A 25866-nucleotide genomic window follows, 5' to 3' on the forward strand; every position below is an offset into this window, starting at 1 on the left:
AAGGTGAATTATGACAATCACATTCTTAATGGATAGAAAAGAAATCACGATCGAAGACGGAAAAACTTTGCTCGAAGCCGCTCGCGAGAATGGGATCGATATTCCCACCATCTGTTTCCACGAGGCGACCACGGCGAATGCCCTTTGCCGAATCTGTGTTGTGGAAATCGAGGGGATGCGGGTACTCCAGCCGGCTTGTATCGTCGAGGCGGCGACCAGCATGAAGGTCCAGACGCGAAGCGAGAAAGTCATCCGTGCGCGCAGGACGATTTTGGAGATGCTGGCATCCACGATCGACTTGTCTGAATCGCCTGAGATCCAAAATATGATGTATGAGTACGGAGCATCATCCAGCCGTTTCCCAGATTCAGAGCGCAGAGAATCGGAAGTTAAGGATGACAATCCGATGTATGTGCGTGATTATTCAAAGTGCCTGTTGTGCTGGCGCTGTGTGCAAGTGTGCGCGGAAGATGCGCAATACACATTCGCGATCAATTTCGATGGCCGCGGATTTGAAACGCAGATCGGCACGTTCTTTGACCGCTCCATTCCTGAAACAAGCTGTGTGCTGTGCGGACAATGCGTGGCGGTTTGCCCCACCGGCGCGTTAAAACCGAAGCGTGAATTTTTATTGGAGCAAGGTTTGAGCCCGCAGGAAATTTCAGTGCTTAATACCGGACGCAAAAAGAGAAAATAGCATGGCATTTACTGCGGTCTTGTTCGGGTTGGTCTCGGCTGTCACCTGGGGCGCTGGCGATTTCAGCGGCGGCATGGCGGTCAAGCGCACCAATCCTTATGGCGTGGTGATCAGCGCGCATGTCATGAGCCTGGTTTTAATGGCGGCGCTGGCCTTGGTCTTTGGAGAGCCAATTCCCCCATTCAGTGATTGGTTGTGGGGTGGAGCGGCGGGATTGTGCGGCGGGATCGGATTGGCTCTGTTATATCGTGCTCTGGCGACGAGACAAATGAGCGTCGCCGCGCCGGTCTCCGCGTTGGTGGCGGCATCTCTGCCGGTGTTTGTCAGCGCAGTTTCCGATGGACTGCCGCGCTTGGTCACCCTGGCTGGTTTTGGATTGGCTTTGACAGCGGTCTGGTTGATCTCAGGCGGGATTGGGATTGAGCTAAAGGTGAGCCATTTATATTTGCCCGTCATAGCTGGACTGACCTTCGGCGCATTTTTTATTTTTCTTCATTACGGAAGCAGTACTTCGATCTTTTGGACTTTGGCAGCGACACGGATTACTTCGATATCTGGTTTATTGGTATATTGTTTGATCACCGGGGAAGATTGGATCCCAACCCGTGATAGCTGGGGATGGATCGCTTTGAGCAGTGTGCTTGATGCGGCTGGAAATACATTTTATGCGCTTTCAGCCCGCATGGGCCGCATGGACGTGGCGGCTGTGCTTGGCTCCCTTTACCCCGGCTCGACGGTTTTGCTGGCATGGTTTATTTTGAAAGAGCGCATCTCGCGTGTGCAAACTGTTGGCATTTTGATCGCATTGGCTGCGATTGTGTTGATTACTCTATAACTGACTGAATACAATGAATAGTATTTTGATTTGGCAGAATTATTTTTCTTCACCATGGATTAAGATCGCTCTTTTTATGATAGCGCTCTTATTTATTTATGGCATTGTTATTTATTTAATGAGAGACAGATATAAGCAGAAAAATCATGATTTGGCTGGCGAAGGAAAAATAAAACTAATCCAGTCTTTTTCTAAGGCACTATCATTATTTAAAATACTTTTTTGGATGCTTCCAGTATTTTATGTTTTTATAGTTCCTCCTATTTATTCTTTAGATCCTCAGCTTTTCTACATGTGTATAACTGGATGACTTTTATGTATCTTTCGGCATTAGAAGGATATCAAATTGTTAGATTTTTATTGAATGATGTCGGTAAAGAAAGCGAGACAAAATGATCAAACCAGACCGAATTGTTACCACTACTTGTCCTTACTGCGGCGTGGGCTGTAATTTACAGTTGCATGTCAAAGATGAGCATATTTTCAAAGTCACATCGCCATTTGACTCGCCCGTCAATCACGGCAACTTATGCGTGAAGGGACGTTTTGGCTACGACTTTGTTTATCATCCAAAGCGGGTGACCACGCCGTTGGTGAGGCGGTATCTATTGGATGGTAATCAGAAATTAGGAAACAGGCATGACGCGCCTGACCTTGGATACCAATCCCTAATCCCTGATCACCTAATTCCCACCTCTTGGGATTGGGTCGAAACCGATTGGGACACTGCACTAAATATCACAGCCGATAAACTTACTGAAATCTACAAACGCGATGGCTCGGATGCGATGGCGGTCTATGCCTGCGCCAAAGCCACCAACGAAGACAATTATCTTTTGCAAAAAATGTATCGTGCCATCTTCCGCACCAATAACGTGGACCATTGCACACGCCTATGTCATGCGGGTTCAGTGGTCGCGCTTCAACAGGCGACAGGTTCTTCAGCGATGAGCAACACCGCTTCGCAGGTGATACAAAATGACGTGTTCATTGTCACCGGTTCGAACACCAGCGAGAATCATCCGATCATTGCTTTGCAAATGAAAGAAGCGGTTCGTCAGCATGGCGCAAAGATGATCGTCATTGACCCGCGCAGAATTGAACTCGTTGACTTTGCCGAGATGTGGCTGCCGCTCAAGCCCGGCACGAATGTGCCTTTGTTTACTGCCATGGCGTATGTGATCGTGGAAGAAAATCTTGTCAACCACGATTTCATTGACGACCGCACCGAAGGCTATACCGAATTCCTCGCCACGCTTGAAGAGTTCACACCGGAATATGCCGAAGGAATCACGGGTGTCCCAGCGGAAGATATCCGCAAGGCCGCACGGTTGTATGCCAATGCAAACAAGGCCGCGATCTATTGGGGCATGGGCATTTCGCAGCTTTCGCATGGCACGGCCAGCGCGCTTGCCTTGATCAACCTCGCGTTTCTCACGGGTCACATTGGCCGCGAAGGCACGGGACTAAATCCTCTGCGCGGACAAAACAATGTGCAGGGCGCGAGTGACATGGGCTGTATGCCGTTCCATTATCCTGGTTATATGCGCGTGGATAATGATGAGAACGCCGCCAAATGGGAAAAAACCTGGAACATTGAATCGGGCGGTCTTTCGCGCAAACTCGGATTGACCACCACTGAAATTTTGAGTAACGCGCACGCGGGAGCGGGTGGGATCCGCGCATTGTATATCATGGGCGAAAACCCGATGATGTCCGAGCCGAATCTCAACGAGACCCGCAAACACATGGAGCAACTTGAGTTTCTCGTGTCACAGGATATTTTCATGAATGAGTCCGCCGCTTTTGCAGATGTATTTTTACCCGCGACTCCCTTCGCCGAAAAAGATGGGACATTCTCCAACACAGACCGCCGCGTACAAAGAGTCCGCGCCGCGCATGCCCCGCGTGGACAAGCTCGAGTCGACTGGCAGATCATCTGCGACCTGGCTCAGCGCATCGAATCCAAACTTGGAGTTGTTTCTGCTTACTGGAAGTATTCGAACTCCGAAGAGATCCTGCGTGAGATGGGCAGTGTCAATTCAGATTATGCGGGCATCACCTATGACCGTATTGATAAGCTCGGACTGATCTATCCTGTCCCTTCGATGGATCATCCCGGCACGCCGACCCTCTTCACCGAATCCTTCCCGCGCGGACGTGGAAAATTCCACCCGTTGGAATACATTCCTGTGATGGAGGAAGCCGATGATGAGTATCCTTTCATCCTAACCACAGGCCGCGTGCTTGAACACTGGCATGGCGGCTCAATGACTCGCAACTCTGTGCTGAATGAAGCTTACCCGGAAGCCCGCGTGGAGATGCACCCTGCCGACGCCGAGATCCACGGTATTCGAAACGACGACCCTGTCACAGTTAGGTCAAGACGCGGGGAAGTCGTTTTGCGGACGACGGTCACAGAGAAGACATCCGTGGGTGTGGTCTTCATCCCCTTTCACTTTGCTGAAGCTGCCGCGAATATATTGACGAATGATGCGCTTGACCCGCAGGCAAAGATCCCTGAGTTCAAAGCCTGCGCGGTGCAGGTATTCCCCGCGCGGAATAAAGATTTACCGAACCCGGATGCGCGTGTGAGCAGAGGCCGATATTAAACGGCCTAATATTTTGATGCAAATTGACATCCATGCCCGCCTCATGTAAACTTCTTTTATGGACATAGACCTCGACCTTTACCGGCACGAATTACGCGTCTCTTCCGACCCGCTTGTGCGCCTCTCGGCAGTTGATATTTCTCCCGAGCGTCCCGAGCGGACTTTCGTTTTTATCCACGGCTTTGGCGGACAGGCGATGCAGTGGCAATATCAATTGCATAAATTTGCCTTGAAGAATCGCGTCATCGCATTGGATATGCGCGGACATGGACTCTCAGACAAGCCATCTTCTGGTTATGACATGCCCCGTATCCAGCTTGACCTGGAAACTGCTTTCGATCTATTAAAAATATCCACACCGGTGGTCTTGGTGGGACATTCCTTTGGCGGCGCCATCGCAACCGATTTTGCCTTGAATCATCCAGAGCGCGTTGAGCGTCTGATCATGATGGCAACCGCGGGCGAATTCAGACTTAATCCGCTCTTCAAACTTGGGCTTAATTTGCCGGTATGGTCTTTGCGTTTGATCGAACCTCTCACGCGCAAATGGCTTTCTGGTCCGCCGCACGCTTTAAAACCTTTTTATCTTGATAATTTAAGTCAATGGGTGGGGTGGGATAAATTCGCAAAGTTAAATGTGCCAACGCTGGTGATTCGTGGTCACCGTGATGCTGTTTTCGAACGACCGCTTTTCGAGAAGGTGGCCGCGTCCATTCCCGACGCAGAAGAGGAGGATATCGGCGTATCGGGTCACATGGTTATGCTGGAGCGCCGCGAAGCGGTCAACCGTGCGATAGCGCGATTCCTCGGGGGCGAGTCCAAAAGATCGTGGCGCGATGATCTGGCTGCTGTGATAAAGCCTGATCGTGAAGAGCTGCCTGCCGAGCGTCCGTGGCTGAAACATTATGAAGAAGGTGTGCCGTATACGATCGGCATTCCGCGCATTCCATTGCATCATCTTTTACGTTCTGCGGTGCGGAGATACCCCAACCGCGTTGCAATTTATTTTGAGGGCGCGCAGATTTCGTATCGAAAATTGAATCATGAAGCGAATCGATTTGCCAACGCGTTGGCAGCGATGGGAATTGGTAAGGGGGCGCGCGTGGTTTTATATCTGCCAAATATTCCGCAGGCCGTGATCGCATTTTATGGTGTACTCAAGGCGGGCGCGGTCGCTGTATTCACCCCACCTATGGCGGATGCTGAAGAATTGACCCGTCAGGTAAAGGAAGTGGAAGCGCGCGCGCTGGTCACTTTGAATTTATGGTCGGGGTTGGCAAGGCAGGTTCAAATGAACAGCGGGTTACCGCTTGTTGTGTTGACCGATGCGGGTGAATATCTATCCCTGCCCAGGAAATCCATCTCGCGTTGGCGTAACCGTGGGTTGAATGTGCCGGGCGCGATGCGATTTCGTCGTTGGATATCAGGCCAAAGCTCGCAATCGCCCACGGTTCATGTTGCTCCGGAAGACCTGGCTGTCATTCAATTTACAGGCGGAACGACCGGTGACGCCAAAGGTGTGATGCTGTCGCACCGCAATCTTGTAGCGAATGCGCTGCAGACCCGTCATTGGATGCCCAAGGCGGAAGAGGGAAAGGAACGTTTCCTATGTGCCATTCCGTTTTCGCACAGTTACGGCCTCACAACCTCTTTGAATGTGCCTGTGTCCCTTGGCGCGTCATTGATCCTGAAACCCCAATTTCAGATCCGCGATATTCTTAAGACAATTAAAAAATACAAGCCAACGATTTTTTCCGGTGTGCCGAATATGTATAATGCCATTAGTAATTTTAAAGGCGTGCGGAAATATGGGATCAATTCCATCAAGGCTTGTATCAGCGGTTCCGCTCCACTGCATATCGAAGTGCAGGAATCATTCGAAAAACTAACAAAGGGGAAACTTGTTGAAGGCTACGGCTTGACCGAAGCCTCGCCTGTCACCCACGCAAATCCGCTTGGCGGTAATCGTAAGGTCGGCACGATCGGCATCCCTTTGCCTTCCACACAGGCGGCGGTTGTTGACCTTGCGCGTGGGCGCAAGGAAGTGGAACCGGGGCAGATCGGTGAATTGGCGGTACGTGGTCCGCAGGTGATGATGGGGTACTGGAAAGATCCAGATGCCACAAACGCAGTCCTCATGGACGATGGCTGGCTGCTGACCGGTGACGTGGCGCAAATGGATGAGGATGGGTATTTCCGTATCGTCGCACGCAAGGCCGATATGTGGTATCCCGACAAGCCGGGTAAGCCGGCCTTCCCGCGGGATGTGGAAGAAGTGATCTATGAGATTCCCCAGGTAAAAGAAGTGGTGGTGGTTGCGGTGGCTGGAAACCCGTTCGCTTTTGTGATCGCGGGCAAGGAACGTCCAACCCCCGAGTCGGTCATTGCATATTGTAAGCGGCGGCTGCCTCCGCAGTTGATCCCGCGCTTCGTGATCTTCATGGATGATTTCCCGCGGACGTTCATCGGCAAGGTTCTGCGGCGTGAGCTGGCAAAACGATATGGCAAACAAATTTCAGGGGAATAATTATTAAGGATGAAGACTGAATGATGAAGGATGAAGTGCTACCAAAGAGCGGGGTGCTTGAAAACGATAATCTTGTAAAGTATGTGCAGCAAGGCGACCCGGCCAATGAGCCCGTTATTCTTGTTCATGGATTGGCCGCTTCCCTTCACGATTGGGACGACCTCTTGCCAGTCCTTGCTGAATCAGGATATACCGCGCGCGCCCTCGATCTCTTCGGGCACGGCGAAAGTCACAAGCCGCTTGACCACAATGAATTTACATTTGACGCGGTTTTTGACCATTTCTCGGAATGGATCGATTCGCAACATATCACCCGCTCAATGATCCTTGTCGGTCATTCATTAGGCGGCGGAATTATTCTACAGTATGCGCTTCGCCATCCCGAACGGGTACGCGCGCTTATATTGGTCAACCCGTTTTATGATATCCAACAGCTTCCGCCGTTTATGCGTTTTCTATTTCGGAAGCAGTTGTTAAATACCAAACTTATTAAGCGCACGCCCTACCGGCTTTTCCGTATTTTTGTGGATCTAAGCAGCGCGAATTTTTATAGCGGTCAAAGCGAGCCGCATATACTGCCCGAACATATTCGATATCAAACCGCGTTGGATTTTTCCCGCGCCTCAGCCGGTATCTATAACATTCCATATACGCTTCCGCACCTGACCCTGGAATTGCCGCGCATTGATCGGCCGACTCTTCTTATTTGGGGTCAGCGTGACCAGACCCTTGCGCCTGAGTCATTTCCACACTTAAAAAAAATACTACCCAATATTGTGGCTTCCCACGCCATGCCCATATGCGGACATGTGCCGCATCAATGTCACCCTGAGAAATTTAATCCACTGGTGATGAAATTCCTGAAGGAACTTTAAAGTTGATCTGAAATGATCTAAACTTAAAAAATTTGAATGGGGGATATTTTAAGAAATGGCAGAACCAAAGTCCTCTTGCCAACGAATATGGTTGGTGCTAAAATGCCGAACACTTTGACCATATGTACGGGGATGCAGTGCGTAAACGCCCATATATGGCTCTAACATTTGTTCTAAAATCGGAGAGATTGAATGCGTTGCCCCTATTGTAAACACCATGATTCAAAGGTGCTGGATACTTCCCACGATAGTCATGGAGGGATTCGACGCCGTCGCGAGTGTTTGAAGTGCCGTCAACGCTTCAGCAGCTACGAACGCCCCATATTGGCCACTCCTTTACTGATCAAGCAGGATGGCGCGCGCGAGGAATTTGACCGTGAGAAATTGGCGAGGGGTATACGAATTTCATGCGCCAAGCGTCCAGTCTCTGCGGCGGATATTGAACGCATGATCGGGCATGTGGAAACATCCCTGCAGAAGCTTGGCAAGGCTGAAGTTTCTTCGCGCGTCGTCGGTGACCTGGTCATGGCGACCCTTAAAGAGGCTGACCAGATCGCGTATATCCGCTATGCCATTGTGTATTTGGGGCTCGATGATCTGCAATCGATCCGTACGGAAATAGATCAACTGCTCGAAGATTAATCTTAGCAGGATGACGCTCTGTTCGCTGGCGGAGCGCCATCGTTGTATATTTGTTGAATTTACAAAATTTTATTAGGAGAGTATCAAATGGTTGCAAAAGCTGCTGAAGTTAAATCGAATAATGGGTTACTTCCCACGCCTCCAATGCCAAAAGGATTGCCCAAGGCTCAGTTGACGGATAACGCGCGTCAGGTGTTGATGAAGCGTTATGTCCGCCGTGGCGATGATGGCAAGCCCGCCGAGAACGTGGAGGAAATGTTCTGGCGCGTTGCCTATCATGTCGCAAAAGTTGAAGTGGAGTGGGGCGCTGATATTGAGCAGCGCGCCGTTGAGTATTACCATTTGTTGAGCAGCAAGAAATTTTTCCCGAACTCTCCCACTTTTACCGGCGCGGGCACGCCGCTCGGACAATTGGCCGCCTGCTTTGTGCTTCCCATTTCCGATGACATGGGACGCGACAGCGCGGGTATCTTTCAGACTTTGCGCGATGCCGCGTTGATCCAGCAGACAGGCGGCGGTAATGGCTTCTCCTTCTCACGCTTGCGCCCGCATGGAGCGCTTGTGCAAACTTCAGCGGGGCAGGCGACTGGACCTGTGGGATTCCTGAAAGTGTATGACCACGCCTTTGGTGAGATCGCGCAAGGCGGCACGCGCCGCGGCGCGAATATGGCGGTTCTGCGTGTCGACCACCCGGATGTGGAGGATTTCGTCACCTGCAAGATCAACGAGAACCAGATCACGAACTTTAATATTTCGGTTGGCATTACCGATGCTTTTATGCGTGCCGTAAAGAATGATGAAGAATGGGAACTGCGCTTCCCTGACATGAAGGAAATGAAACACCACGGTTTCAGCGGAACCTTGGAACAAGCCGAGGCTGCCGGGATCAAAATCAATACGTATAAGAAAATAAATGCGCGCGAGTTGTTCAATAAGATCGTCACCCAGGCGCATCATAACGGCGAACCGGGCGTGTTGTTCCTGGACGCCGCCAATCGCGGTAATCCTGTCCCGCATTTGTATCCACTAGAAGCCACAAACCCATGCGGTGAGCAATGGCTTGGACCGTACGAAAACTGCTGTCTTGGTTCTGTCAATCTTAACGAGCATTGCGGACCTGATCACTCGGTTGATTGGGAAACCCTGCGGCAGTCCGTTGTGACCGCCACACGCTTCCTTGATGATGTGGTTGAAGCGAATGCCTATGTGCCCGCGGTCGGTCAATTGAAGGAAGCCGCCCATCGCGCGCGCCGTATCGGTCTCGGCATTATGGGTCTCGCGGATTTGATGTATCATGTCGGCGTGCGCTATGGTTCAAAGGAAGGGCAGGAGTTCGGGGCGCAGATCATGGAATTTGTGCGCTATACCGCCATGAAGACCAGCGTTGAGCTTGCCGAAGAGCGCGGACCTTTCCCCGCCATTGAAGGCTCGATCTATGACATGGATGATATGAAATGGCAGGCGCCTAGATCGCTGGTCAACTATCAGCATAACTGGGGCATGCCCGAGGTTAAGTGGGATGCGATCACCAGCGGAATTAAACAGCATGGGATTCGAAACGCCGCGCAGACCACCGTCGCTCCGACAGGAACCATCGCCACTGTGGCTGGCTGTGAAGGCTATGGCTGCGAGCCTGTCTTCGCGCTCGCCTATATTCGCCACGTTAACGACAACGGCAAGGATCTCAAGTTGACCTATGCCAGCCCGCGTTTCGATGAGGCGCTTAAGAAGCTCGGGCTCGGCGAAGAGAAACGCCAGGAGATCGTGGAACAGGTCATGAACGAAGGCTCATGCCAGAACATTACCGAAATTCCCCAGGCTGTGCGCGATACCTTTGTGGTTTCTGCTGATATTACCGCTGATGAGCATGTCCGCACGCAGGCCGCTCTGCAAGCCTTTGTGGATAACTCGCTATCGAAGACCGTGAATTTCCACGAGAATGCCACCGAGGAGGATGTCGCCAATGCCTATATGCTGGCATGGGAACTCGGCTGTAAGGGAATTACAGTGTACGTGACTGGTTCACGCGACAAAGTTGTGCTTGAAACAAAAGCCACCGCAGATAAGAAAGTAGCGCCGCAACCAGCCGCGCCGACAATTGCTCCTGCTCAACCAGATATTTCCCCTGCCGGGACTTTGTGGCACGGGACAAAGAAGCCGCGGCCGCGCTCGCTTTCAGGGCGTACATTCAACGTTGAGACGCCTGTCGGGAAAGCTTTTATCACCATCAACGAGAACGGCGGCGAACAGCCTTTCGAAGCCTTTATCAATACTGCCAAGGCGGGTTCTGAAATTGCGGCTGTCTCGGAAGCGATCGGAAGATTGGTCTCCTACATCCTGCGCATGGCTTCACCCGTTGCGCCGCTCGACCGAATGCGCGAAGTGGTACGCCAGTTGATCGGCATTGGCGGTGGGCGTTCGCTGGGGTTTGGTATTAACCGCGTCCGATCACTGCCTGATGGTATTGGTCAGGTTTTGGATCAATATCTGCGCGAGAAAGACGGCACGACGATAGCAGAAGAGGAAAAATCCAATGGGAATGGGCATCACGCGGATGGCCACGCTCATGCCATGAAGATCGGTGACCTCTGTCCGGAGTGCGGCGAGGCGGCGGTAGTGAATGAAGAAGGCTGCCGCAAGTGCTATGCCTGCGGATTTAGTGAGTGTTAGATTTGTAAATTTTGAACGATCGTAGGTGAAATAAAAGGTGACATTCAAGTTTCTGTGAATGTCACCTTTTTGGATTATTAATGTCGGCAGCGGAATATGATGGGCATGAGAAGTTTTATATCTGGATGAATTTCACCCCATTCTTTCCTGTTGCTTTTACCTCGTACATGATCTCATCAGCCCTGTGCAGTAACTCATCCACAGAGGCGGGTAGATCTTCGAATGTGACCACGCCGATGCTGAGAGTGGCGTCTGGTCTTGTTTTTTCCATTTCATCTGCAAGCGCGGCTTGAACTTTGTTAATGACGGATGCCGCTCCGTTTTGATCTGTGTCGGGCAAAAGGACAGTAAACTCATCCCCGCCGAGACGCGCAACAGTATCTGTTTGGCGGATGCTGGATTGGATGGATTGCGCGACGATCTGCAGTGTGTGGTCGCCTTCCGAATGTCCGAATTGATCGTTGATCTGTTTGAAGGTGTCCACATCAATATATGCGATCGTGATCGGGCGTTTGAAACGGCCGGCGCGCCGAAGTTCCGCCTCGGCCTGGAAGTAAAATTCGCGCCTGTTGGGAATGCCTGTCAGGTGATCGGTCTGGGCGAGCAGGCGCTCATGGTGTAAGGCGTGTTTGAATTCTTCCAGCATGCGGACGATGAAAATAAACACCACGGTTCTTATGGATGTGTTCCAGTAGCGAATTAATTCCGTGGAATATTTTTCCCCCGCAGCGAAGTTTGAAACGACCCAGATCGTCATGCTCAGAAAAGTAATGAAATACCCGCTCTTCGTTCCAACATACCATGTGGCGATTGCGATCGGGATCAAATAGAAAAACGAGAAGGTGGCTTCAAAGCCTGTTATGTAATCCAGCCATCCAAAGAGAAGGGTGATGGACAGGATGATCGTCAGGATCGAAGATTTGGATCTTTTGCGAAACCAGGCGTGAATTTTTTGAAACAGGCGGTGCAAGATGGCCTCATAAAAAAGAACAAATCATTCGGCTTGATTCCCTCCATGATCGTTGCTTCAGCTCTGTTCCATCTACAGCTCGTAAGTTTTAAAATTGGGTCTTGATCCAATATATGGGAATTTGACGAATTTTGTTCATGAAGATCTGCTTCCAGATCAAAAAAGAGATGCGCATTTTTTGCCAGTAGGTCAGTCTGTGCCAAACGGAATTAATATAATTGAAGATCCTGTCTCTTGTTTGTTCCTTGTCTATATTCATAATCTTTCCCGCGAACCCGTGGATTTGTGCCTCGAACGATACTTTATATTTTTGTTTTAATCAAGACTTGCTTTTCTGGCGGAGCCCATTTTACTTCCAATGTAGAGCAGATGGGAATGATTTACGGGCAATTTTGAAGCTGTTTTTATCGTCAATTTGAGTTTATCTGATTTCATTTGTCGTTATAAATTCTTTTCGCTCTTCATTCATCATCTTCATGAACTCTTTTACAATCTGAGGATTAAAGTGATTGCCTGACAATTCATGAATATAGTCAAGTGTTTTTTCACGCGACCAGCTTTTTCGATAGGGACGGTCGCTGACCAAGGCGTCGTATACATCCACAACAGCGAATATCTGCGCGGCGATGGGGATCTGTTCACCTTTCAACCCGCGCGGATAGCCTGTGCCGTCCCATTTTTCATGGTGGCAGTAGGGGATGGTCAGCGCAAGTTCCAGGTAATTGATCGGCTTGAGCATTTGATACGCGTAGGCAGGGTGCATGCGCATGATCTCCTGCTCCTCGTCGGTAAGTTTATCTGGTTTAAGCAGGATTCGGTCTGGCACACCCATCTTGCCAATGTCGTGCAGGAGCGCCCCGTAGCGTGCTTGTGCCAATTCCTGTCCCGTGAATCCCATTTGTATCGCCAGCTTGTGCGTCATTTCTGTAACGCGCTGCGCGTGACCTTCCGTCTCTTTATCGCGCAGATCCAGGGCGGCTGACCAGCCTGCAATGGTCGCTTCATAGGCGAGACTAAGATCAATATTCGAACGCTGCAGGTCTTTGAACAACCTGGCATTGTCTATGGCGATTGCGGCTTGATCGCCAATGCTGCGGGCCAGGCGCAGCTTTTCGGATGTGAATGGCTCGCGCTCTTCTTTCCGCACCTCGCCTAACATAAGCAGCCCCAGTAAACGGCTGGAATTCGAATCGTTCCCATGCACGCGCAGCGGGATAAGGCAGATGGTTTGTGTGAAATCCAGCAGGAGTATGGCGCGTTCGCTATCATTGAGTCTCTGATGGCTGCTTCGCAGGATGACGGGCTGGTCCTGCTCGAGGACTTGCTTGCAATATGGCACGGAATCGATCGGATACTCGGAGTTCATGAGCAGGTCATATTCCAGCACACGGACTGGATACACGGAACGTGTTACAAGGTGATCATTCTCCAACAGGGCGATGCGGGCAAATGTGATGTGGGTGCTGTCCACTGTTTGGCGGTTGACGATCTCCAGTATCTTGTCCAGATCGTTGGCGTCTGCCAATGCGCGTGACAGATCGTAGAGCGTCAAGAGTTCCTTCGTGCGGGTTTGGATCTCGGCTTCCGCCCGTTTACGTTCACTGATGTCGCGCACAATACTTTGTATATGGAATGGCTGTCCCTGTTCATCGTGTATTAAAGTGACGTGCGGTTCCACATCCAGCAGGCTGCCATCTTTTCGGCGGAATACCCGCTCGTAAGTCTTCATGATTTCGCCGTTCAGTAATTTGGAAAGCACATCTACGCTTTGATTCACCTCTGCTGAAACATCCCTTGCAGATAGGTGTAAGAGCTCGTCATGCGAATAACCGAGCATTTCGGTTGCGCGCTGATTTGCCTCCACATGACGGCCTTCAAGGTCGAGGATGAATACCGCGTCCGCAGATTGCTCGAATAGGGTCTGATACAGTTTTTGGGCGTTTTGTAAGGTCTGCTCTGTTTGCATACGTTCTGTAATATCGCGATAGTTCACGACAATGGCTTTGACACTGGGTTCGGCCAGTAGATTTGTGCTGACAGATTCGAGCCAGCGCCATGAACCGCTTTTGTGACGAAAGCGGAAATTTTTGTTCAAGCGCCCGCCTGGCGTTTCAATAAGTTCCCGGAACAAGGATTGGATCGAAACCAGGTCTTCTTCATGCAGCAAGCCAAATATGTTCTGTCCCACCAGTTCGTCGCGCTCGTAACCAAGCATCCCTGGCGCGGCTGGGCTGTCATAAATTGCTATACCAGTTGCATCCAGGAGTGTGATGGCATCCAGACTATTTTCGATCAATGACCTGAATCTTTTCTCGCTGCGCGCAAGTGCGTCTTCAGCCTGCATACGCTCAGTGATCTCAGTGGTCAATAGTTCGTTCGTCTTTGAGAGATCAGCAGTTCTTTCCTGTACTCGGACTTCCAATTCGCGATATAGATCCTGCAATTCCGCTTGCGCTTTCCCACGCTCGCTGATCTCGTTTTGAACTTCTTTCCATCTGCGATACGAAAATACTCCTAACGACAGGCCCATAATCATGATACTCGCGAGGGTCTCTTCCACCACGCTGATGTGGTTAAGAGTACCCCAATCAGAGATCACATGAAAAAAATCAAATGTGTATTCCAATATCCAGGTTGACATCACCAAAACAGCAATGATGATGATCTCGTAAATAATTTTTTTCCCTCGCCGTTCTATTTCCGCGATTGATGATTGTTTTAATTGACTTCCCTCCGAGACGATGCTGCCGATCAACAGGCTGGAGCAAAAAACAATAAGCATCATGAACTGTAATTGACCAAGTTCCTGAGGATTGAAATTCTGATTTCCCCGCGCCGCCCACGTGATTCCAAAATTGACCAGAATATTAGCAAGACTGCTCCCCGAAAGTCCGTGCTGGACGGCGATCCAAATGGGTGGGATGGCGATCAGGAAGAATGGATGAAAATTGTTAGGCCAGCTTACCTTTGCCGCAAGGTAGACCGTGATAAAGATGCTGAGCATTTGTGCGATGGTCCAGGGGGAGTTCAGTTTTGAAAAAACATGAATTGGTTCGAGGTCCGTTTCTCCATCCACAAATCGTTTTACATGCGGAACAAGGTGGATGAGCAGGGCGGGGGTGAGCACCAGAATGCCTATCATTTCCCCGATCCACCATTGTAAGCCTGCCCAAAGTCTCTGATCGGATGGAATGACACCGGTCGCAACGGAGGTGGAAACAGAAATGATCCCCAAAAGAGCAGACACCATTGCGGCGGAAGCGATCAGCCAAAGCAGGTCGCGTGTGCTGCGTAGTCGTATATCAATGCGGACTCGACTTCTCAGGAACCAGGAGGCAATGCCAAAGGCGGTTGAGATAATGATTGCCCAGCTGATTAGTTCCGAGAGCGGCAGCGGCAATTGGAATACAAGAAAGCTGCTGATGAAGGATGCGATCGCAAGCGCCGGTAGAAAGAGTGCGCCGAGCGCCAGCAAAAAGGCAAAACTCAATCCATCGGGCGGATACCATGCCACAATGCCAGGGTAGACTTCGAATGTGTGTGAGCGTGAGTCCAGGATGATAAAGATGACCAGATAAACAACAAAAAATATTGCAATGCGCGGCGCTGTGCTTTTTTTGATAACTTTATCATCTGGTGTCATATGCTGTTACCTGCCTTATCCCGCCTGATTTATTGTTGCTTGATTTGACTTTTTTCCAAATTCAAAGCCGGTAATTTTTTGCTGAGTTCTTCCAATGGTTTGTTCATTTCGTTGTCCGACGAGTCTCGCGTTATGCGAGTCGCATGTCCGTTCAGAGCGCGCCGATCAATACAGTGTCCATGAACCGATAGCTGTTCAGGCGCTTTGGCGAACTTGCACTTGCTGTCGAAATCCATAAGCGGCATGGTCTGATTATAAGTCACAGTCCTTATTCCTTTACGGTGCTTTACAAAGGTGATAGTTACTTACTTTGGGAAAATTTTCATGGTGATACGGACTTCTCCTTTCCACGGATCAGATTTTTAGATTTGCGGATGCAGGTATTGTCAGTCAGATGCATTTCATTGGTCTCTATATTTTGAGGACAGATATGATACAGGCATACCTTCCTTTATTGAATATGAATGGTTTAGTGTGAGCAACGCTGCATCAGCTATTTCAGTTCGGTACGAATCGAAATTTTCTGGATTATTTTCGATTATCATTACTTCAGTCAAACCATAAATGGAAAGAGGAATTTTCATGAAAAAATATCTCGTCAAACCTGAAACCAAAGTAAAACTCGCAAAATGGGACCCGAATGATACGGGCGATTTCAAGGGCGGCAAGGAGGAGGGACTGGCCTTGCTGGAAAAGCTCAATGCCAGATTGGAAATATTGCAGGAAGTATTGTTTGCCGAACACAAACACAAAGTGCTGGTTATCCTACAGGCTATGGATACAGGTGGAAAGGATGGAGCGATCCGCCGTGTGTTTGATCGGGTGAATCCTGCGGGGGTGCGTGTGGCTAGTTTCAAAGCGCCCACAGCCGAAGAACTCGATCATGATTTTTTGTGGCGCATCCACAAGCAGGTGCCGGCCAAAGGCGAAATGGTCATTTTCAACCGCAGCCATTATGAGGATGTGCTTGTAGTGCGTGTGCATAACTATGTCCCGCCTGAGGTCTGGGGCAGGCGCTTCGATCAGATCAATCAATTCGAGCGCACGCTCGCCGAAAATGGCACAACAATTTTAAAGTTCTATCTGCATATTGACTTGGATGAGCAAAAGGAAAGACTGCAAGCCCGCCTTGACGACCCCGCCAAGCGCTGGAAGTTCCGTCTCGGAGATCTGGAGGAACGCAAGTTTTGGCCCGATTATATGAATGCCTTTGAAGATGTGCTTGGCAAGACCAGCACCACATATGCCCCATGGTATATCATCCTGCCAACCGCAAATGGTTCCGCGATCTGGTAATCTCCTCTGTGTTGGTGGATACGCTGGAAGGGTTGAAAATGAATTATCCCGAATCTGAAGAAGATCTAAATGGGGTTGTGATCGAATAAGACTTTTTGCGCTGCGTATCGGGAAGGAATTGTCGTGTAGCGATTGGGCGCGATAATCGTGCTTATCTAAAAAGTGAAAGTCACCCATCACTTAAAGGTGACTTTCACTTTTTAGCTTATAGTTTCCCGAAAGATATGCCTTTATAATCCCAACCGCAGGCGGTTACTGCCTCCTGGATCGGCTTTTTGATCTCGTTGGTGTTGAAGCGATAGTTATAAACCACGCCGGGCTTTAACTCCTCAGTAAAGGCGTACGCCGCGCCAAACTCGACCGAGGTCATTTGCCCTTGAAACTTTGAAACTGCCAGCGAAAGCGCTGGCACGCCTGCGCGCCATTCAACCGTGAATTCTTCATCCTTGCCGCGCACTTGATGTTTTGCAGCATCGAATTTCATGTAGATACGGAAGACTTTTGTCAGATTCGCTTTTGCAAATAGTTCGTACCACTTTGCGTCTACGATCTTCCACTCCGCGATCAAATCGACCTTTTGAGATACGCCGTCAACGATCTGGTAGGGCGCGGTCTCGCGATTCAAGGACAATAATCGCTGACGGACTTCGTCCACGGAAAGCACGGGGGTATTCTTATCTGATTTCTTGCCAAAGCCAAAAAGTCCCATTTGATATACTCCTTTTCAAGTCTAATGATAGACTTGAATAATTCATTATACGACCGATTCAATTATGATCGCCTAATTAAGGAAAGGATATCACCATGCCAGCCAGTATCGATCCTGAGCCTGCCGAAAATGAATTTGAATGTGCTAATTGTGGAGCGTATTTTCATTACGAACTGACCCGCTGTCCCAGCTGCGGGATTAATCTATATGAGCCGGAGGACGACCCCGAGGGAAGGCGTAACCTTTCTGTAGTCACAGGTCTGTTTAGCAAACTGACAGATGTCTTGCATGGAATTTTCAACAAACCATATGTTGCGGATGATGTCTTTGGGGACGCTTTGGATGCATCCATTTTATAACCGGGGGGGGAGCCGGAAGGGGGGGGCGGGGGGGGGGGAGGGGGGGGGGCGCCCGGCGGGGCCGGGGCGGGGGGGGCCGGGGGGCGCGGAGGGAAAAGGGCCCCGGAAAAAGGCCGCGGCGGGGGGGGCGGCGAAAAGCCGGGCCCCCGCGGGGCGGGGCGGGGGCGCGGGGCGGGGGGGGGGGGGCGGCCGCCCGGCCCGCGGGGGGCGGGGTAATAATTTTCTTCAAAAAGTGGGCGGGGATCGCGCTGTTGCGGATCGGCTGATAGAAATGGAAAAAGCCGCGTTGCCGGCTGCTACTCGGCGGGCGTGTATCCAGTCTGCCCTTCAACACTGGGAGAGGGATAATCGTGCCGATAAAAACTTTGATTAATAGAATTTTCGCCTTTCCTTATCTCGAATAAAGACCCGCTTTAATCATATTCAAAGCGGGTCTTTATTATTTTTGATTACGGCTATAAATCGTAGCTTGGAAACTAAGGTGCCGTAGTTGCTGTTGGTGTTGCTGTGGATGTTGCAGTTGCTGGGGCGGCAACGCTCGTATTTGTTGCTGTGCCGGGTGCAGGGGCTGCTCCGCCTACCTGGATCAGTACATACACTTCGTCGCCGAAGTACTGCCCGGCCGCGGTGGAGAGTCTCCAATTCCCTCGGATCGCGCCAGTCTTACTAGGCGCGGTCATGTTGATTGAAATATCAATTTCCGTATTGGCAGGCACATTCTGCGGGAGGGTGTAGGTTGTACCGCCCATTGCGTCTCCGCCAATGAACGCGAACTTAAAGCCCGCGTCCCAGGCGCAGGTTCCACTGTTTCTCACCTTCCAGGTCTTGGTGAATGTCTGCCCCGCAGACATGGTTGTGTTATCAGGAATGTTGACATCATTAACATATGTTAATCTGTAGCAGGATGCGGTTGGAACCGCCCCCACACCTGTACCAAAGGGAGTTACATTTGCCAATGTGGAAACTGGCAGTGTCGCCGCTGGTGTGTTTGTTGGGACAGGTGTATTTGTCGGCGCGGCAAGAGCGGTCTGAGTTAACTGGGCTGAAAAAGTAGCCACAGCCAAAGTCTGCATCGTCTCAAGGCTTAAAGTGGGTGTTGGTTCCGGGGTGGCTTCGCCTCCGCATGCGCTGAGGAGCAAACCGAAAACGATCAATATTGGGATGAAAAAAGCTTTACTGAATTTCATTGATTTTCCTTTCTATTTATATTTTGGAATAAGAACCGCATCATAGCGGACCAGGACGCTGTCCCGGTTCCGATGTAGAGTTTTCTCATTTGGTAGTTTGGTGGGGAACTGGGTACAGGCAAGGCTTTCATTCTATCAGCAGTACAAATGATAATAGCATACGATACCCGTACAAACTGCCTACGTACATCGTATTTTCATTTTCTTAGGTTAGATTAAGAATCTGAAAAAGCCCAGTTCGCCAATATCCCTTGTAAGAATTGCATCTCTCAGCGAAAATAGCCTTCATCACAAAGGAGCAAGCATGGCAAAACTAATTCCAGCCGCTGAACGCATCACCCGCGCGCGTGTATTAATTCAAAAGGCGCGTGAACTGCCCGCCCCGCCTGAAAGTGGTCGCAATGATTTTTCTTATATTGCGAATGTGAAAGATACCTTGCGCCAGGCGCGCGATCTTGTTAAATTTATTTCCATAACCGCTGGTGTATCATCCGAGATGAAGGCTGACGTGAAACGGGTCTATGAAGAAATTGAGCAGGCTGATCGCGAGATATTACAATGACGCGCGTCGGAGAACGTAAAAAGTTGTAAAATATGGATAGATAACACATATTCCTTCAAATCAAAGAGAGGCATCCCATGGATAACCAGGAAATTGACACACTACTCGAGAAATTAAATCAGGAGATCGAAGGAATTCAGGCGGACGATGAAAAAGGCCAGGCGCTTCTGCGTGAGCTCTCGGCAGATATTCGCGAACTATTGGAACGTGCTGAATCAAAGCAGCCCGCACCTTCAATGATGGATCGCATCGAATCCTCAATTGAACATTTTGAGGTCACTCACCCGGACCTCACTACCGCTCTGTCCAGTTTGTTTTCCATTCTAAGTAACGCGGGGATATAAATTTATCAGGACTACAAAAGGCATCCGATATCGGGTGCCTTTTTTGTTTGCCTGCCAGTGTTACAATCCGAACATCACATTTTTGGAGATTGAATGAAGCAACCTTCCTATCGTGGACGCTACTTCCGAATCCTTACATTTTTTGCCGGCATGATCGCACGTTTTATTTATTGGGAGTTGATCCTGCGTAAAAGCGGCTTTCGCCAGCTTGCCAAACGTACGCGCCCGGAAAGATTTCGCCGTGAAGCCATGCGTTTTCGCGCGTTGGCATTGCGTATGGGCGGCGTAATGATCAAGGTTGGGCAATTCCTTTCCTCGCGCCTTGATGTGCTTCCGCCCGAGATCACAGACACCCTCGCCGATCTGCAGGATGAAGTTCCTGCGGAAACTTTTGAGGACATCCGCCAGCTTGCCGAGCATGAATTGGGTGCGCCGCTGATTGAAAAATTCGAATGGTTTGACGAGACTCCGCTGGCCGCTGCATCACTCGGACAGGTACATAGAGCCAGATTGAAGGGCAGTGAAGATGCGGATTTTGTTAACGTCGTCGTAAAAGTTCAGCGCCCAAGCATCGCTTCCATCGTGACCGTTGACCTGTCTGCGTTACAGCGGGTGGGCGGGTGGCTGATGCGTTACCGTCCCGTGCGCGAACATGCTGATGTGCCCGCATTGCTGCGAGAGTTTTCCGCCACGGTGTACGAAGAAATTGATTATCAAAAAGAAGCGCAAAATGCTGAAACATTTTTCGAGAATTTCAGCGATGATAAATTCGTGAACGTGCCGCGTGTGGTCAGAAATTTATCCGCTTTGCGGGTATTGACCCTTGAAGATGTATTCTCGATCAAGATCACGGAATATGATGCCATCACTGCTGCCGGTATTGACCGCGGCGAGGTTGCGCGCAAGTTATTGGACGCTTATCTCGAACAAATATTTGAGGACGGATTTTTTCACGCTGACCCGCACCCTGGCAATTTATTTATCACGCCATTACCGCGCACGAAAGGAAGTAAACGCAAATCTGTCCGCTGGCAATTGACCTTTGTAGACTTTGGCATGGTGGGGCGTGTGCCTGAGAATCTTCGCAAGGGCTTGCGCGAGACGGTCGTGGCGATTGGCACGCGTGACGCAGCGCGTTTGATCAAGTCTTATAAAGAATTGGGATTTTTATTACCAGGCGCGGATACGCAGGCTTTGGAACAGGCATCCTCAGCCGTCTTTGACCGCTTCTGGGGTATGTCCATGAGCGAGCTGCGTAATGTCCGTCCAAATGAGGTCAGGGACATTGGCCATAAAGTTCGAGATGTGATGGTGGATACGCCTTTTCAGGTGCCAAATGACCTGCTGATGCTGGTTCGTACGGTGGCGATCCTTTCAGGTATGTGTACGGGGCTCGATCCGAATTTCAATTTATGGGAGCAGCTTTCGCCGTATGCGAGCAAACTTGTGAAAGAAGAAACTTCTTCCGCGTTTAATTTGGATAATATTCTTAAGCAGGTGGGTGATGTGGTGCAGGCTTTTATCGCCTTGCCTTCTCAAGCCAGTCGATTGCTTTCACAAATGGAATCTGGCGGGCTGGTGGTTCAATCTCCGCAGGTGGCGCGTGAAGTCCGCACTATCAGCCGTTCTGTAGATCGTCTAACAGGTGGAGTTATATTCGCCGCGTTCCTGCTGAGCGGGGTAATATTGTTAAATAATGGGAACGCTCAATTTGGGGGAGGTTTGCTCGGGGCCGCAGGCGCGACTTTGTTATGGGTGATATTTGGGGGAAGAAGCAGGAATTAAATAAAAATGTCACACCTGCACTTGCATGCTGGTGCAAGTGTGACGAGGAGAGGGTACTCTTCCCGACGAAGCAATCCCATGTATGGGGGTTGCTTCAGTTGCTTCGCTTCGCTCCCTCGGAATGACATTATGCTGGTATTACGCTTTTTCTTCCAGTTTTTCAATTGCTTTATCGAGCATGCTGCGGACAGCGAGCATCATTTCTTTGCGCGCAGCGCGGCGATGTTCCAAAAAGCCTTCGGGTAACAAGCCTTTGATGGCTTCGCTCATTTCCTGGCGCGCTTTCTTGTAATGCTCGCGGGCTTCTTCGGGGATCTCGCGTTTGAATTTCTTTTCATTTTCGGTCTTCTTGGTAGCCATGGTTAACTCCTTTTGAACTCTAATTTTATTATAGCACTTTGACTTTTTTATGGTGTGCTGGTTGAGGTAGGTGCGGTGACATCTCCGACCACGATCTTGATCGATAGTGTATCGCCAAAGAAAATTCCGTTTTCATCAGCCATACGCCACGCGCTTTCGATGATGCCCGTTTGACCGCTGGGGACAACCAATTGCACAGATATTTCGCGTTTTGCGCCTGTCGGGATGGCATCCGTGAGGGTCACAGTACCTCCGCGCATGCCATCCCCGCCATAATGGTTAAACGTAAACCCTGCTCGCCAGGCACATCCGCCGACATTTTGGACGAGCCAGGTCTTGGTAAAGGCTTCACCTGCTTTCATTTGTGTTCCATCCGGTATTGTTACATCTTCAATGTAAAGCAGGTTATAGCAGGGATTTGCTGTTGCGGGCGTTTCGAGGGTGACTGTGATTTCTTGGGGCGTGAGGCTCGGCTCAATGATCTTTGGGGTGGGGGATGTAGTTGGAACGGGGACCAGCGTCTTGGTTAGGGACGAGGCGTATGTGGCGACCGCTTCGGTCCGGATCGCATCCGTATCTAAAAGCAAATCAGCCTGTTCCGAATTATTGCTTCCGCAGGATAAAAGCAGAAAGCCAAGGGTCAATATCAAGATAAATAATTTGTGTTTTTTCATAGTGAATACTAAAAGTACAATTCCCTTATTCCTTTATGGGTCTATTTTGTTCAGATTATTATACTTGCAATCTCCCATGATAAAATACCAGCCATTATGGCAAAGCATTTGGTTTTAGTGGCTGGAAATATTGGTGCGGGAAAAACCACCCTCACCGAACGAATTGGCGCGCGCCTGGGTTGGTGGACTGGTTACGAATCCGTGGCGGATAACCCATATCTTTCAGATTTTTATGGCGACATGCATGCCTGGGCTTTTCATTTACAGGTTTTTTTTCTCGGTCATCGCGCAGATCAATATCTCGAAGCCGCGCGGGATGCTCGTTCAGCCATTCTTGATAGAAGCATTTATGAAGATGCCCACATTTTTGCGCGCGCCTTGCACCACATGGGGAATTTAGGTGAACGGGATTATCTCGCCTATCGACGCTTGTTCGAAGTGGTTGTGAATGGATTGCCGCGCCCTGACTTGTTTAATATACTTAAAAGCCCCTGTTCCGACATTGATGGATCGTATCCGCAGACGCGCCCGGAACATGGAAACTGGTATTACCCTCGACTATCTGGCTCTGCTTGATTCTTTTTATAATGAATGGCTTGGAGAATTTGATCTTTGCCCCGTGTTGACCATTCAGACGGACGATCTTGATTTCGTACATCACCCCGGCCACTTGGATTTGGTGGTACAGCGCATTCAGGATAAATTGGCCGGAAAAGAAATAATGGATCTGACCCAAAGGTAGAATTAATATGACCACGAATCTGCTCAAAAGAATTCCATTATTTGCCGATCTCCCTGAGAATGAGTTGGATCGTATTCTTTCTGTGTTGAGTGTGAAGGAATTGCAGGATCGCGAGATCCTTTTTAGCGAGGGCGATCCTGGCGATGATTTTTATATCATTCTGTCGGGTGAACTGGAAGTCCTTTTGGGCGCTGGGCAGTCGGAGGAACTCCAATTGAATGTTGTGCGTGAGGGTGAGCACTTCGGTGAGATGAGCTTGATCATGCCTGGCGGGCATCGCACTGCGACGGTGCGCGCGCGGGAAAGCCTCTTTATTATCTCTAAGCCACCCCAGTTTTTGGATTTGACTCGTAAACACCCCTGAACTTTCCGCGTCCATGGTGCGTGTATTGAGTCAGCGCCTGGATGCCACCAATACGCAGACTTTTCATGACCTGTCGGAAAAGAATAAGCAGCTTAAAATGCGTTATGATGAATTGAAAGCAGCACAGCGCGGTTGATCGAAGGAGGGCGTCTCGAGCGTGAATTACAAGTTGCCGCTGATATTCAATTCACATCCTGCCGACGAATTGCCCAAAACGGTTGACTTCGAATTTGGCGCGCGCATCCTGCCTGCCCGTCAGGTGGGAGGCGATCCTTAGGATGTATTTGTTCTCAAAGAGGATCAATTGGGGTCTTGATCCGCGATGTAGCCGATAAAGGCGTGCCATCCGCGATCTTCATGGCGCGCGCATGCCTTGATCATGGCGGAAGCGGATAGGGTACGACCGCGGCGAAGTGATGCATGTGGTCAATCGTCATATTACTTCGCTTGCAAAAAATCACGCAGTTGTCGCAGTGCTGCGGCATCCTCGATTTAAAAACGCGTGTATTCAGTTATGCGCGCAGGGCATGAACCGCCATTGATCCTGCATCCTGATGGAACCGTGGAGCGTATCCGCATAGCTCGGGCATGGCGCTTGGGCTGTGGGAAAAGATCTCGCTCGATGAACGCATGATTACCTGCCTCCAGCTCCACATTTCTTTTGTTCACAGATGGCCTCACCGATTGCCCGCGATCACATGGCGAACCGTTTGAGGTTTGGAGCGCATCAAAAAACATTAAGCGGGCTTTCCGGTGTAACGCGCAGAAGGCCTGCGACCATTTGCTTGAAACCCTGATAGAGTATCAGGATGGTTTCAACAGGATGATGATGTTACACTGGTCGCGATCCATGCGCAATGTTATTCTAAAGAGGGCCTCCCAATCGGGAGGCCTTTTTATTTTAGCGCCTGTTCAAGATCTGCAAGCAGATCGTCAACATTTTCAATTCCAACGGATAAGCGTACCACTCCCGGGGTCAACTTCCAATGCGAGCCGACCACCGATAAATGCGTCATCGCTGCGGGGACTTCGATCAATGATCCGACTCCTCCCAGTGATTCTCTGCCAGCGTAAATATTTTGTGGATCCCGCCACCGGCAGCTTCGTCCTTCCGCCATTCATCACGAACGAGATCATTCATCGCCATTCAGCATTTGGCGCTTCGCGATCTGGACCTGTGGATGGCTCTCATGAAATGGGTATATCAGCCGTTTGACATTTTTCTGCTTCTCCAGAAACGCCACGATCTCTTTCAGCATTTTGCGCGTGACGATCCATGCGATGGGTAAAGTCTTGAAATTCCACGCAGCACAAGAAATGAATCCATTGGGCCAATCACTGCACCAACGGTATTTTGTAAATAAGCCAGCTTCTCGCCCAGCTCTTTATCCTTCCTATTGATTGCGCCGCCGACCACATCCGGGAATGCCGTCCGCCGAGATATTTGGTCATCATCGAGTGGAGCACCAGATCCGCGCCCAGTTCCAGCGGACGTTGAAGAGGAGGAAGTTGCAAAAGGAAGTTATTCACAACCAACACGGCTGGTTGGGATGCGTCACTATCTAAGCGACAGCCGGATATCTGTTACGGCCAGTGGGGACTGTAGGGTGTTCCACCAGCCATGGTCGATCTTCTTGTGGACGGTTTTAACGCTTCTGGCGAGATTCTTCTGGTCGGTTGTGTCGGCAAACGTGAAGTCCAGACCGAAGCGACGCAACACTTTGTCAAATAAACGAAACGTCCCATCGCATACGACTGGTCATGCTCTGCGATAACATGGTCGCCGCTCGCAAGCATCCGCAAAACAGTATCCGTTGCATGGCGCCTTGAGGCAGCCAACCCCCACTCCCAACATTTTCCAGACTCACAGGCAATCCTGTGCGCCTTGCGGGTGGGATTCACGTGCCGAATATTCATATCCTGTCGCGGCCTAAATTGCATCCTGTATATAAGAGAAGTGAGACACACAGGTGTCATCACCGCGCCGTTGTTTAATGTGGGTTCCGTCCTGCG

At 50.2% G+C, this 25866-nt stretch carries 23 protein-coding genes; 16 read left to right on the forward strand and 7 right to left on the reverse strand.

From position 1 onward, the window contains the following. Positions 1-10 precede the first annotated feature (10 nt). From IPL17_RS22660 to IPL17_RS22690, 7 genes are all read left to right on the forward strand, one after another. Positions 11-697, forward strand: coding sequence for a 2Fe-2S iron-sulfur cluster-binding protein (locus tag IPL17_RS22660; protein ID WP_345309363.1), 687 nt, complete (start codon positions 11-13; stop codon positions 695-697). A gap of 1 nt (position 698) precedes the next feature. Then, a complete protein-coding gene (locus tag IPL17_RS22665; protein ID WP_345309364.1) occupies positions 699-1532 on the forward strand; it encodes a DMT family transporter in 834 nt (277 codons plus the stop codon). 392 nt (positions 1533-1924) lie between these two features. Beyond that, positions 1925-4144: a formate dehydrogenase subunit alpha gene (gene fdhF / locus IPL17_RS22670; RefSeq protein WP_345309365.1), complete on the forward strand. Its 2220-nt coding sequence runs from the start codon at positions 1925-1927 to the stop codon at positions 4142-4144. Between the two features lie 58 nt (positions 4145-4202). Continuing rightward, positions 4203-6671: an alpha/beta fold hydrolase gene (locus tag IPL17_RS22675; protein WP_345309366.1), complete on the forward strand. Its 2469-nt coding sequence runs from the start codon at positions 4203-4205 to the stop codon at positions 6669-6671. 20 nt (positions 6672-6691) lie between these two features. Continuing rightward, positions 6692-7546, forward strand: a complete 855-nt coding sequence (locus IPL17_RS22680) for an alpha/beta hydrolase (protein ID WP_345309367.1) — start codon at positions 6692-6694, stop codon at positions 7544-7546. Positions 7547-7738: 192 nt separating this feature from the next. Further along, positions 7739-8188 (forward strand): transcriptional regulator NrdR, encoded by a 450-nt coding sequence (nrdR, locus tag IPL17_RS22685; RefSeq protein ID WP_345309368.1) that lies wholly within the window; start codon positions 7739-7741, stop codon positions 8186-8188. A gap of 87 nt (positions 8189-8275) precedes the next feature. Next, positions 8276-10858 (forward strand): adenosylcobalamin-dependent ribonucleoside-diphosphate reductase, encoded by a 2583-nt coding sequence (locus IPL17_RS22690; protein ID WP_345309369.1) that lies wholly within the window; start codon positions 8276-8278, stop codon positions 10856-10858. A 115-nt stretch (positions 10859-10973) separates the two neighbouring features. On the opposite strand, the gene IPL17_RS22695 is transcribed toward IPL17_RS22690, so the two are convergent. Next, positions 10974-11828, reverse strand: a complete 855-nt coding sequence (locus IPL17_RS22695; RefSeq protein ID WP_345309370.1) for a GGDEF domain-containing protein — start codon at positions 11826-11828, stop codon at positions 10974-10976. Positions 11829-12249: 421 nt separating this feature from the next. Then, positions 12250-15471 carry a PAS domain S-box protein gene (locus IPL17_RS22700; RefSeq protein ID WP_345309371.1) on the reverse strand — a complete coding sequence of 1074 codons (3222 nt, stop codon included), beginning with the start codon at positions 15469-15471 and terminating at the stop codon, positions 12250-12252. A gap of 582 nt (positions 15472-16053) precedes the next feature. Here IPL17_RS22700 and IPL17_RS22705 point away from each other — a divergent pair. Then, positions 16054-16767, forward strand: coding sequence for a PPK2 family polyphosphate kinase (locus IPL17_RS22705; RefSeq protein ID WP_345309372.1), 714 nt, complete (start codon positions 16054-16056; stop codon positions 16765-16767). Between the two features lie 205 nt (positions 16768-16972). On the opposite strand, the gene IPL17_RS22710 is transcribed toward IPL17_RS22705, so the two are convergent. Continuing rightward, entirely contained in the window at positions 16973-17476 is a 504-nt protein-coding gene (locus IPL17_RS22710; RefSeq protein ID WP_345309373.1) for a hypothetical protein, read from the reverse strand. A gap of 95 nt (positions 17477-17571) precedes the next feature. Between IPL17_RS22710 and IPL17_RS22715 the strand changes: the two genes are divergently transcribed. After that, positions 17572-17835 carry a hypothetical protein gene (locus IPL17_RS22715; protein ID WP_345309374.1) on the forward strand — a complete coding sequence of 88 codons (264 nt, stop codon included), beginning with the start codon at positions 17572-17574 and terminating at the stop codon, positions 17833-17835. A gap of 476 nt (positions 17836-18311) precedes the next feature. Here the strand turns inward: IPL17_RS22715 and IPL17_RS22720 are convergent, their stop codons facing one another. After that, positions 18312-19022, reverse strand: a complete 711-nt coding sequence (locus IPL17_RS22720) for an NBR1-Ig-like domain-containing protein (protein WP_345309375.1) — start codon at positions 19020-19022, stop codon at positions 18312-18314. A 304-nt stretch (positions 19023-19326) separates the two neighbouring features. On the opposite strand from IPL17_RS22720, the gene IPL17_RS22725 reads away from it, so the two are divergent. The 3 genes from IPL17_RS22725 (at position 19327) to IPL17_RS22735 (ending at position 21713) form a co-directional block, all read left to right on the forward strand. Beyond that, positions 19327-19584 (forward strand): hypothetical protein, encoded by a 258-nt coding sequence (locus IPL17_RS22725; RefSeq protein ID WP_345309376.1) that lies wholly within the window; start codon positions 19327-19329, stop codon positions 19582-19584. 77 nt (positions 19585-19661) lie between these two features. Continuing rightward, on the forward strand, positions 19662-19928 hold the full coding sequence (locus IPL17_RS22730) for a DUF4404 family protein (RefSeq protein ID WP_345309377.1): 267 nt from the start codon (positions 19662-19664) through the stop codon (positions 19926-19928). 93 nt (positions 19929-20021) lie between these two features. Next, entirely contained in the window at positions 20022-21713 is a 1692-nt protein-coding gene (locus tag IPL17_RS22735; protein WP_345309378.1) for an AarF/UbiB family protein, read from the forward strand. 138 nt (positions 21714-21851) lie between these two features. Here IPL17_RS22735 and IPL17_RS22740 read toward each other — a convergent pair whose 3' ends face one another. Then, positions 21852-22073 carry a hypothetical protein gene (locus tag IPL17_RS22740; RefSeq protein WP_345309379.1) on the reverse strand — a complete coding sequence of 74 codons (222 nt, stop codon included), beginning with the start codon at positions 22071-22073 and terminating at the stop codon, positions 21852-21854. A gap of 47 nt (positions 22074-22120) precedes the next feature. Further along, positions 22121-22747, reverse strand: a complete 627-nt coding sequence (locus IPL17_RS22745) for an NBR1-Ig-like domain-containing protein (protein WP_345309380.1) — start codon at positions 22745-22747, stop codon at positions 22121-22123. 96 nt (positions 22748-22843) lie between these two features. On the opposite strand from IPL17_RS22745, the gene IPL17_RS22750 reads away from it, so the two are divergent. The 3 genes from IPL17_RS22750 to IPL17_RS22760 are packed head-to-tail and all read left to right on the forward strand — an operon-like array spanning position 22844 to position 23853. Next, on the forward strand, positions 22844-23323 hold the full coding sequence (locus IPL17_RS22750; RefSeq protein WP_345309381.1) for a deoxynucleoside kinase: 480 nt from the start codon (positions 22844-22846) through the stop codon (positions 23321-23323). Then, positions 23253-23489 carry a deoxynucleoside kinase gene (locus IPL17_RS22755; protein WP_345309382.1) on the forward strand — a complete coding sequence of 79 codons (237 nt, stop codon included), beginning with the start codon at positions 23253-23255 and terminating at the stop codon, positions 23487-23489. Before IPL17_RS22750 ends, IPL17_RS22755 begins: the two co-directional genes overlap by 71 nt. Positions 23490-23496: 7 nt before the next feature. After that, positions 23497-23853: a cyclic nucleotide-binding domain-containing protein gene (locus tag IPL17_RS22760; RefSeq protein ID WP_345309383.1), complete on the forward strand. Its 357-nt coding sequence runs from the start codon at positions 23497-23499 to the stop codon at positions 23851-23853. 896 nt (positions 23854-24749) lie between these two features. Here IPL17_RS22760 and IPL17_RS22765 read toward each other — a convergent pair. Continuing rightward, the gene (locus IPL17_RS22765; protein ID WP_345309384.1) at positions 24750-24890 is read right to left on the reverse strand and encodes a PLP-dependent transferase; all 141 of its coding nucleotides are present in this window, start codon (positions 24888-24890) and stop codon (positions 24750-24752) included. Between IPL17_RS22765 and IPL17_RS22770 the strand changes: the two genes are divergently transcribed. Beyond that, positions 24890-25069: a hypothetical protein gene (locus IPL17_RS22770; protein ID WP_345309385.1), complete on the forward strand. Its 180-nt coding sequence runs from the start codon at positions 24890-24892 to the stop codon at positions 25067-25069. The two genes, IPL17_RS22765 and IPL17_RS22770, sit on opposite strands and share 1 nt — an antisense overlap. Positions 25070-25866 lie beyond the last annotated feature (797 nt).

The sequence above is a fragment of the Candidatus Villigracilis saccharophilus genome, assembly GCF_016711665.1.

Excerpts from the sequence above, each read along its gene's own strand:
- IPL17_RS22660 (WP_345309363.1), top strand. The coding sequence starts at position 11 with ATGACAATCACATTCTTAATGGATAGAAAAGAAATCACGATCGAAGAC.
- IPL17_RS22665 (WP_345309364.1), top strand. The coding sequence starts at position 699 with ATGGCATTTACTGCGGTCTTGTTCGGGTTGGTCTCGGCTGTCACCTGG.
- fdhF (WP_345309365.1), top strand. The coding sequence starts at position 1,925 with ATGATCAAACCAGACCGAATTGTTACCACTACTTGTCCTTACTGCGGC.
- IPL17_RS22675 (WP_345309366.1), top strand. The coding sequence starts at position 4,203 with ATGGACATAGACCTCGACCTTTACCGGCACGAATTACGCGTCTCTTCC.
- IPL17_RS22680 (WP_345309367.1), top strand. The coding sequence starts at position 6,692 with ATGATGAAGGATGAAGTGCTACCAAAGAGCGGGGTGCTTGAAAACGAT.
- nrdR (WP_345309368.1), top strand. The coding sequence starts at position 7,739 with ATGCGTTGCCCCTATTGTAAACACCATGATTCAAAGGTGCTGGATACT.
- IPL17_RS22690 (WP_345309369.1), top strand. The coding sequence starts at position 8,276 with ATGGTTGCAAAAGCTGCTGAAGTTAAATCGAATAATGGGTTACTTCCC.
- IPL17_RS22700 (WP_345309371.1), bottom strand. The coding sequence starts at position 15,471 with ATGACACCAGATGATAAAGTTATCAAAAAAAGCACAGCGCCGCGCATT.
- IPL17_RS22705 (WP_345309372.1), top strand. The coding sequence starts at position 16,054 with ATGAAAAAATATCTCGTCAAACCTGAAACCAAAGTAAAACTCGCAAAA.
- IPL17_RS22710 (WP_345309373.1), bottom strand. The coding sequence starts at position 17,476 with ATGGGACTTTTTGGCTTTGGCAAGAAATCAGATAAGAATACCCCCGTG.
- IPL17_RS22715 (WP_345309374.1), top strand. The coding sequence starts at position 17,572 with ATGCCAGCCAGTATCGATCCTGAGCCTGCCGAAAATGAATTTGAATGT.
- IPL17_RS22720 (WP_345309375.1), bottom strand. The coding sequence starts at position 19,022 with ATGAAATTCAGTAAAGCTTTTTTCATCCCAATATTGATCGTTTTCGGT.
- IPL17_RS22725 (WP_345309376.1), top strand. The coding sequence starts at position 19,327 with ATGGCAAAACTAATTCCAGCCGCTGAACGCATCACCCGCGCGCGTGTA.
- IPL17_RS22730 (WP_345309377.1), top strand. The coding sequence starts at position 19,662 with ATGGATAACCAGGAAATTGACACACTACTCGAGAAATTAAATCAGGAG.
- IPL17_RS22735 (WP_345309378.1), top strand. The coding sequence starts at position 20,022 with ATGAAGCAACCTTCCTATCGTGGACGCTACTTCCGAATCCTTACATTT.
- IPL17_RS22740 (WP_345309379.1), bottom strand. The coding sequence starts at position 22,073 with ATGGCTACCAAGAAGACCGAAAATGAAAAGAAATTCAAACGCGAGATC.
- IPL17_RS22745 (WP_345309380.1), bottom strand. The coding sequence starts at position 22,747 with ATGAAAAAACACAAATTATTTATCTTGATATTGACCCTTGGCTTTCTG.
- IPL17_RS22750 (WP_345309381.1), top strand. The coding sequence starts at position 22,844 with ATGGCAAAGCATTTGGTTTTAGTGGCTGGAAATATTGGTGCGGGAAAA.
- IPL17_RS22755 (WP_345309382.1), top strand. The coding sequence starts at position 23,253 with ATGGATCGTATCCGCAGACGCGCCCGGAACATGGAAACTGGTATTACC.
- IPL17_RS22760 (WP_345309383.1), top strand. The coding sequence starts at position 23,497 with ATGACCACGAATCTGCTCAAAAGAATTCCATTATTTGCCGATCTCCCT.
- IPL17_RS22770 (WP_345309385.1), top strand. The coding sequence starts at position 24,890 with ATGATCCGACTCCTCCCAGTGATTCTCTGCCAGCGTAAATATTTTGTG.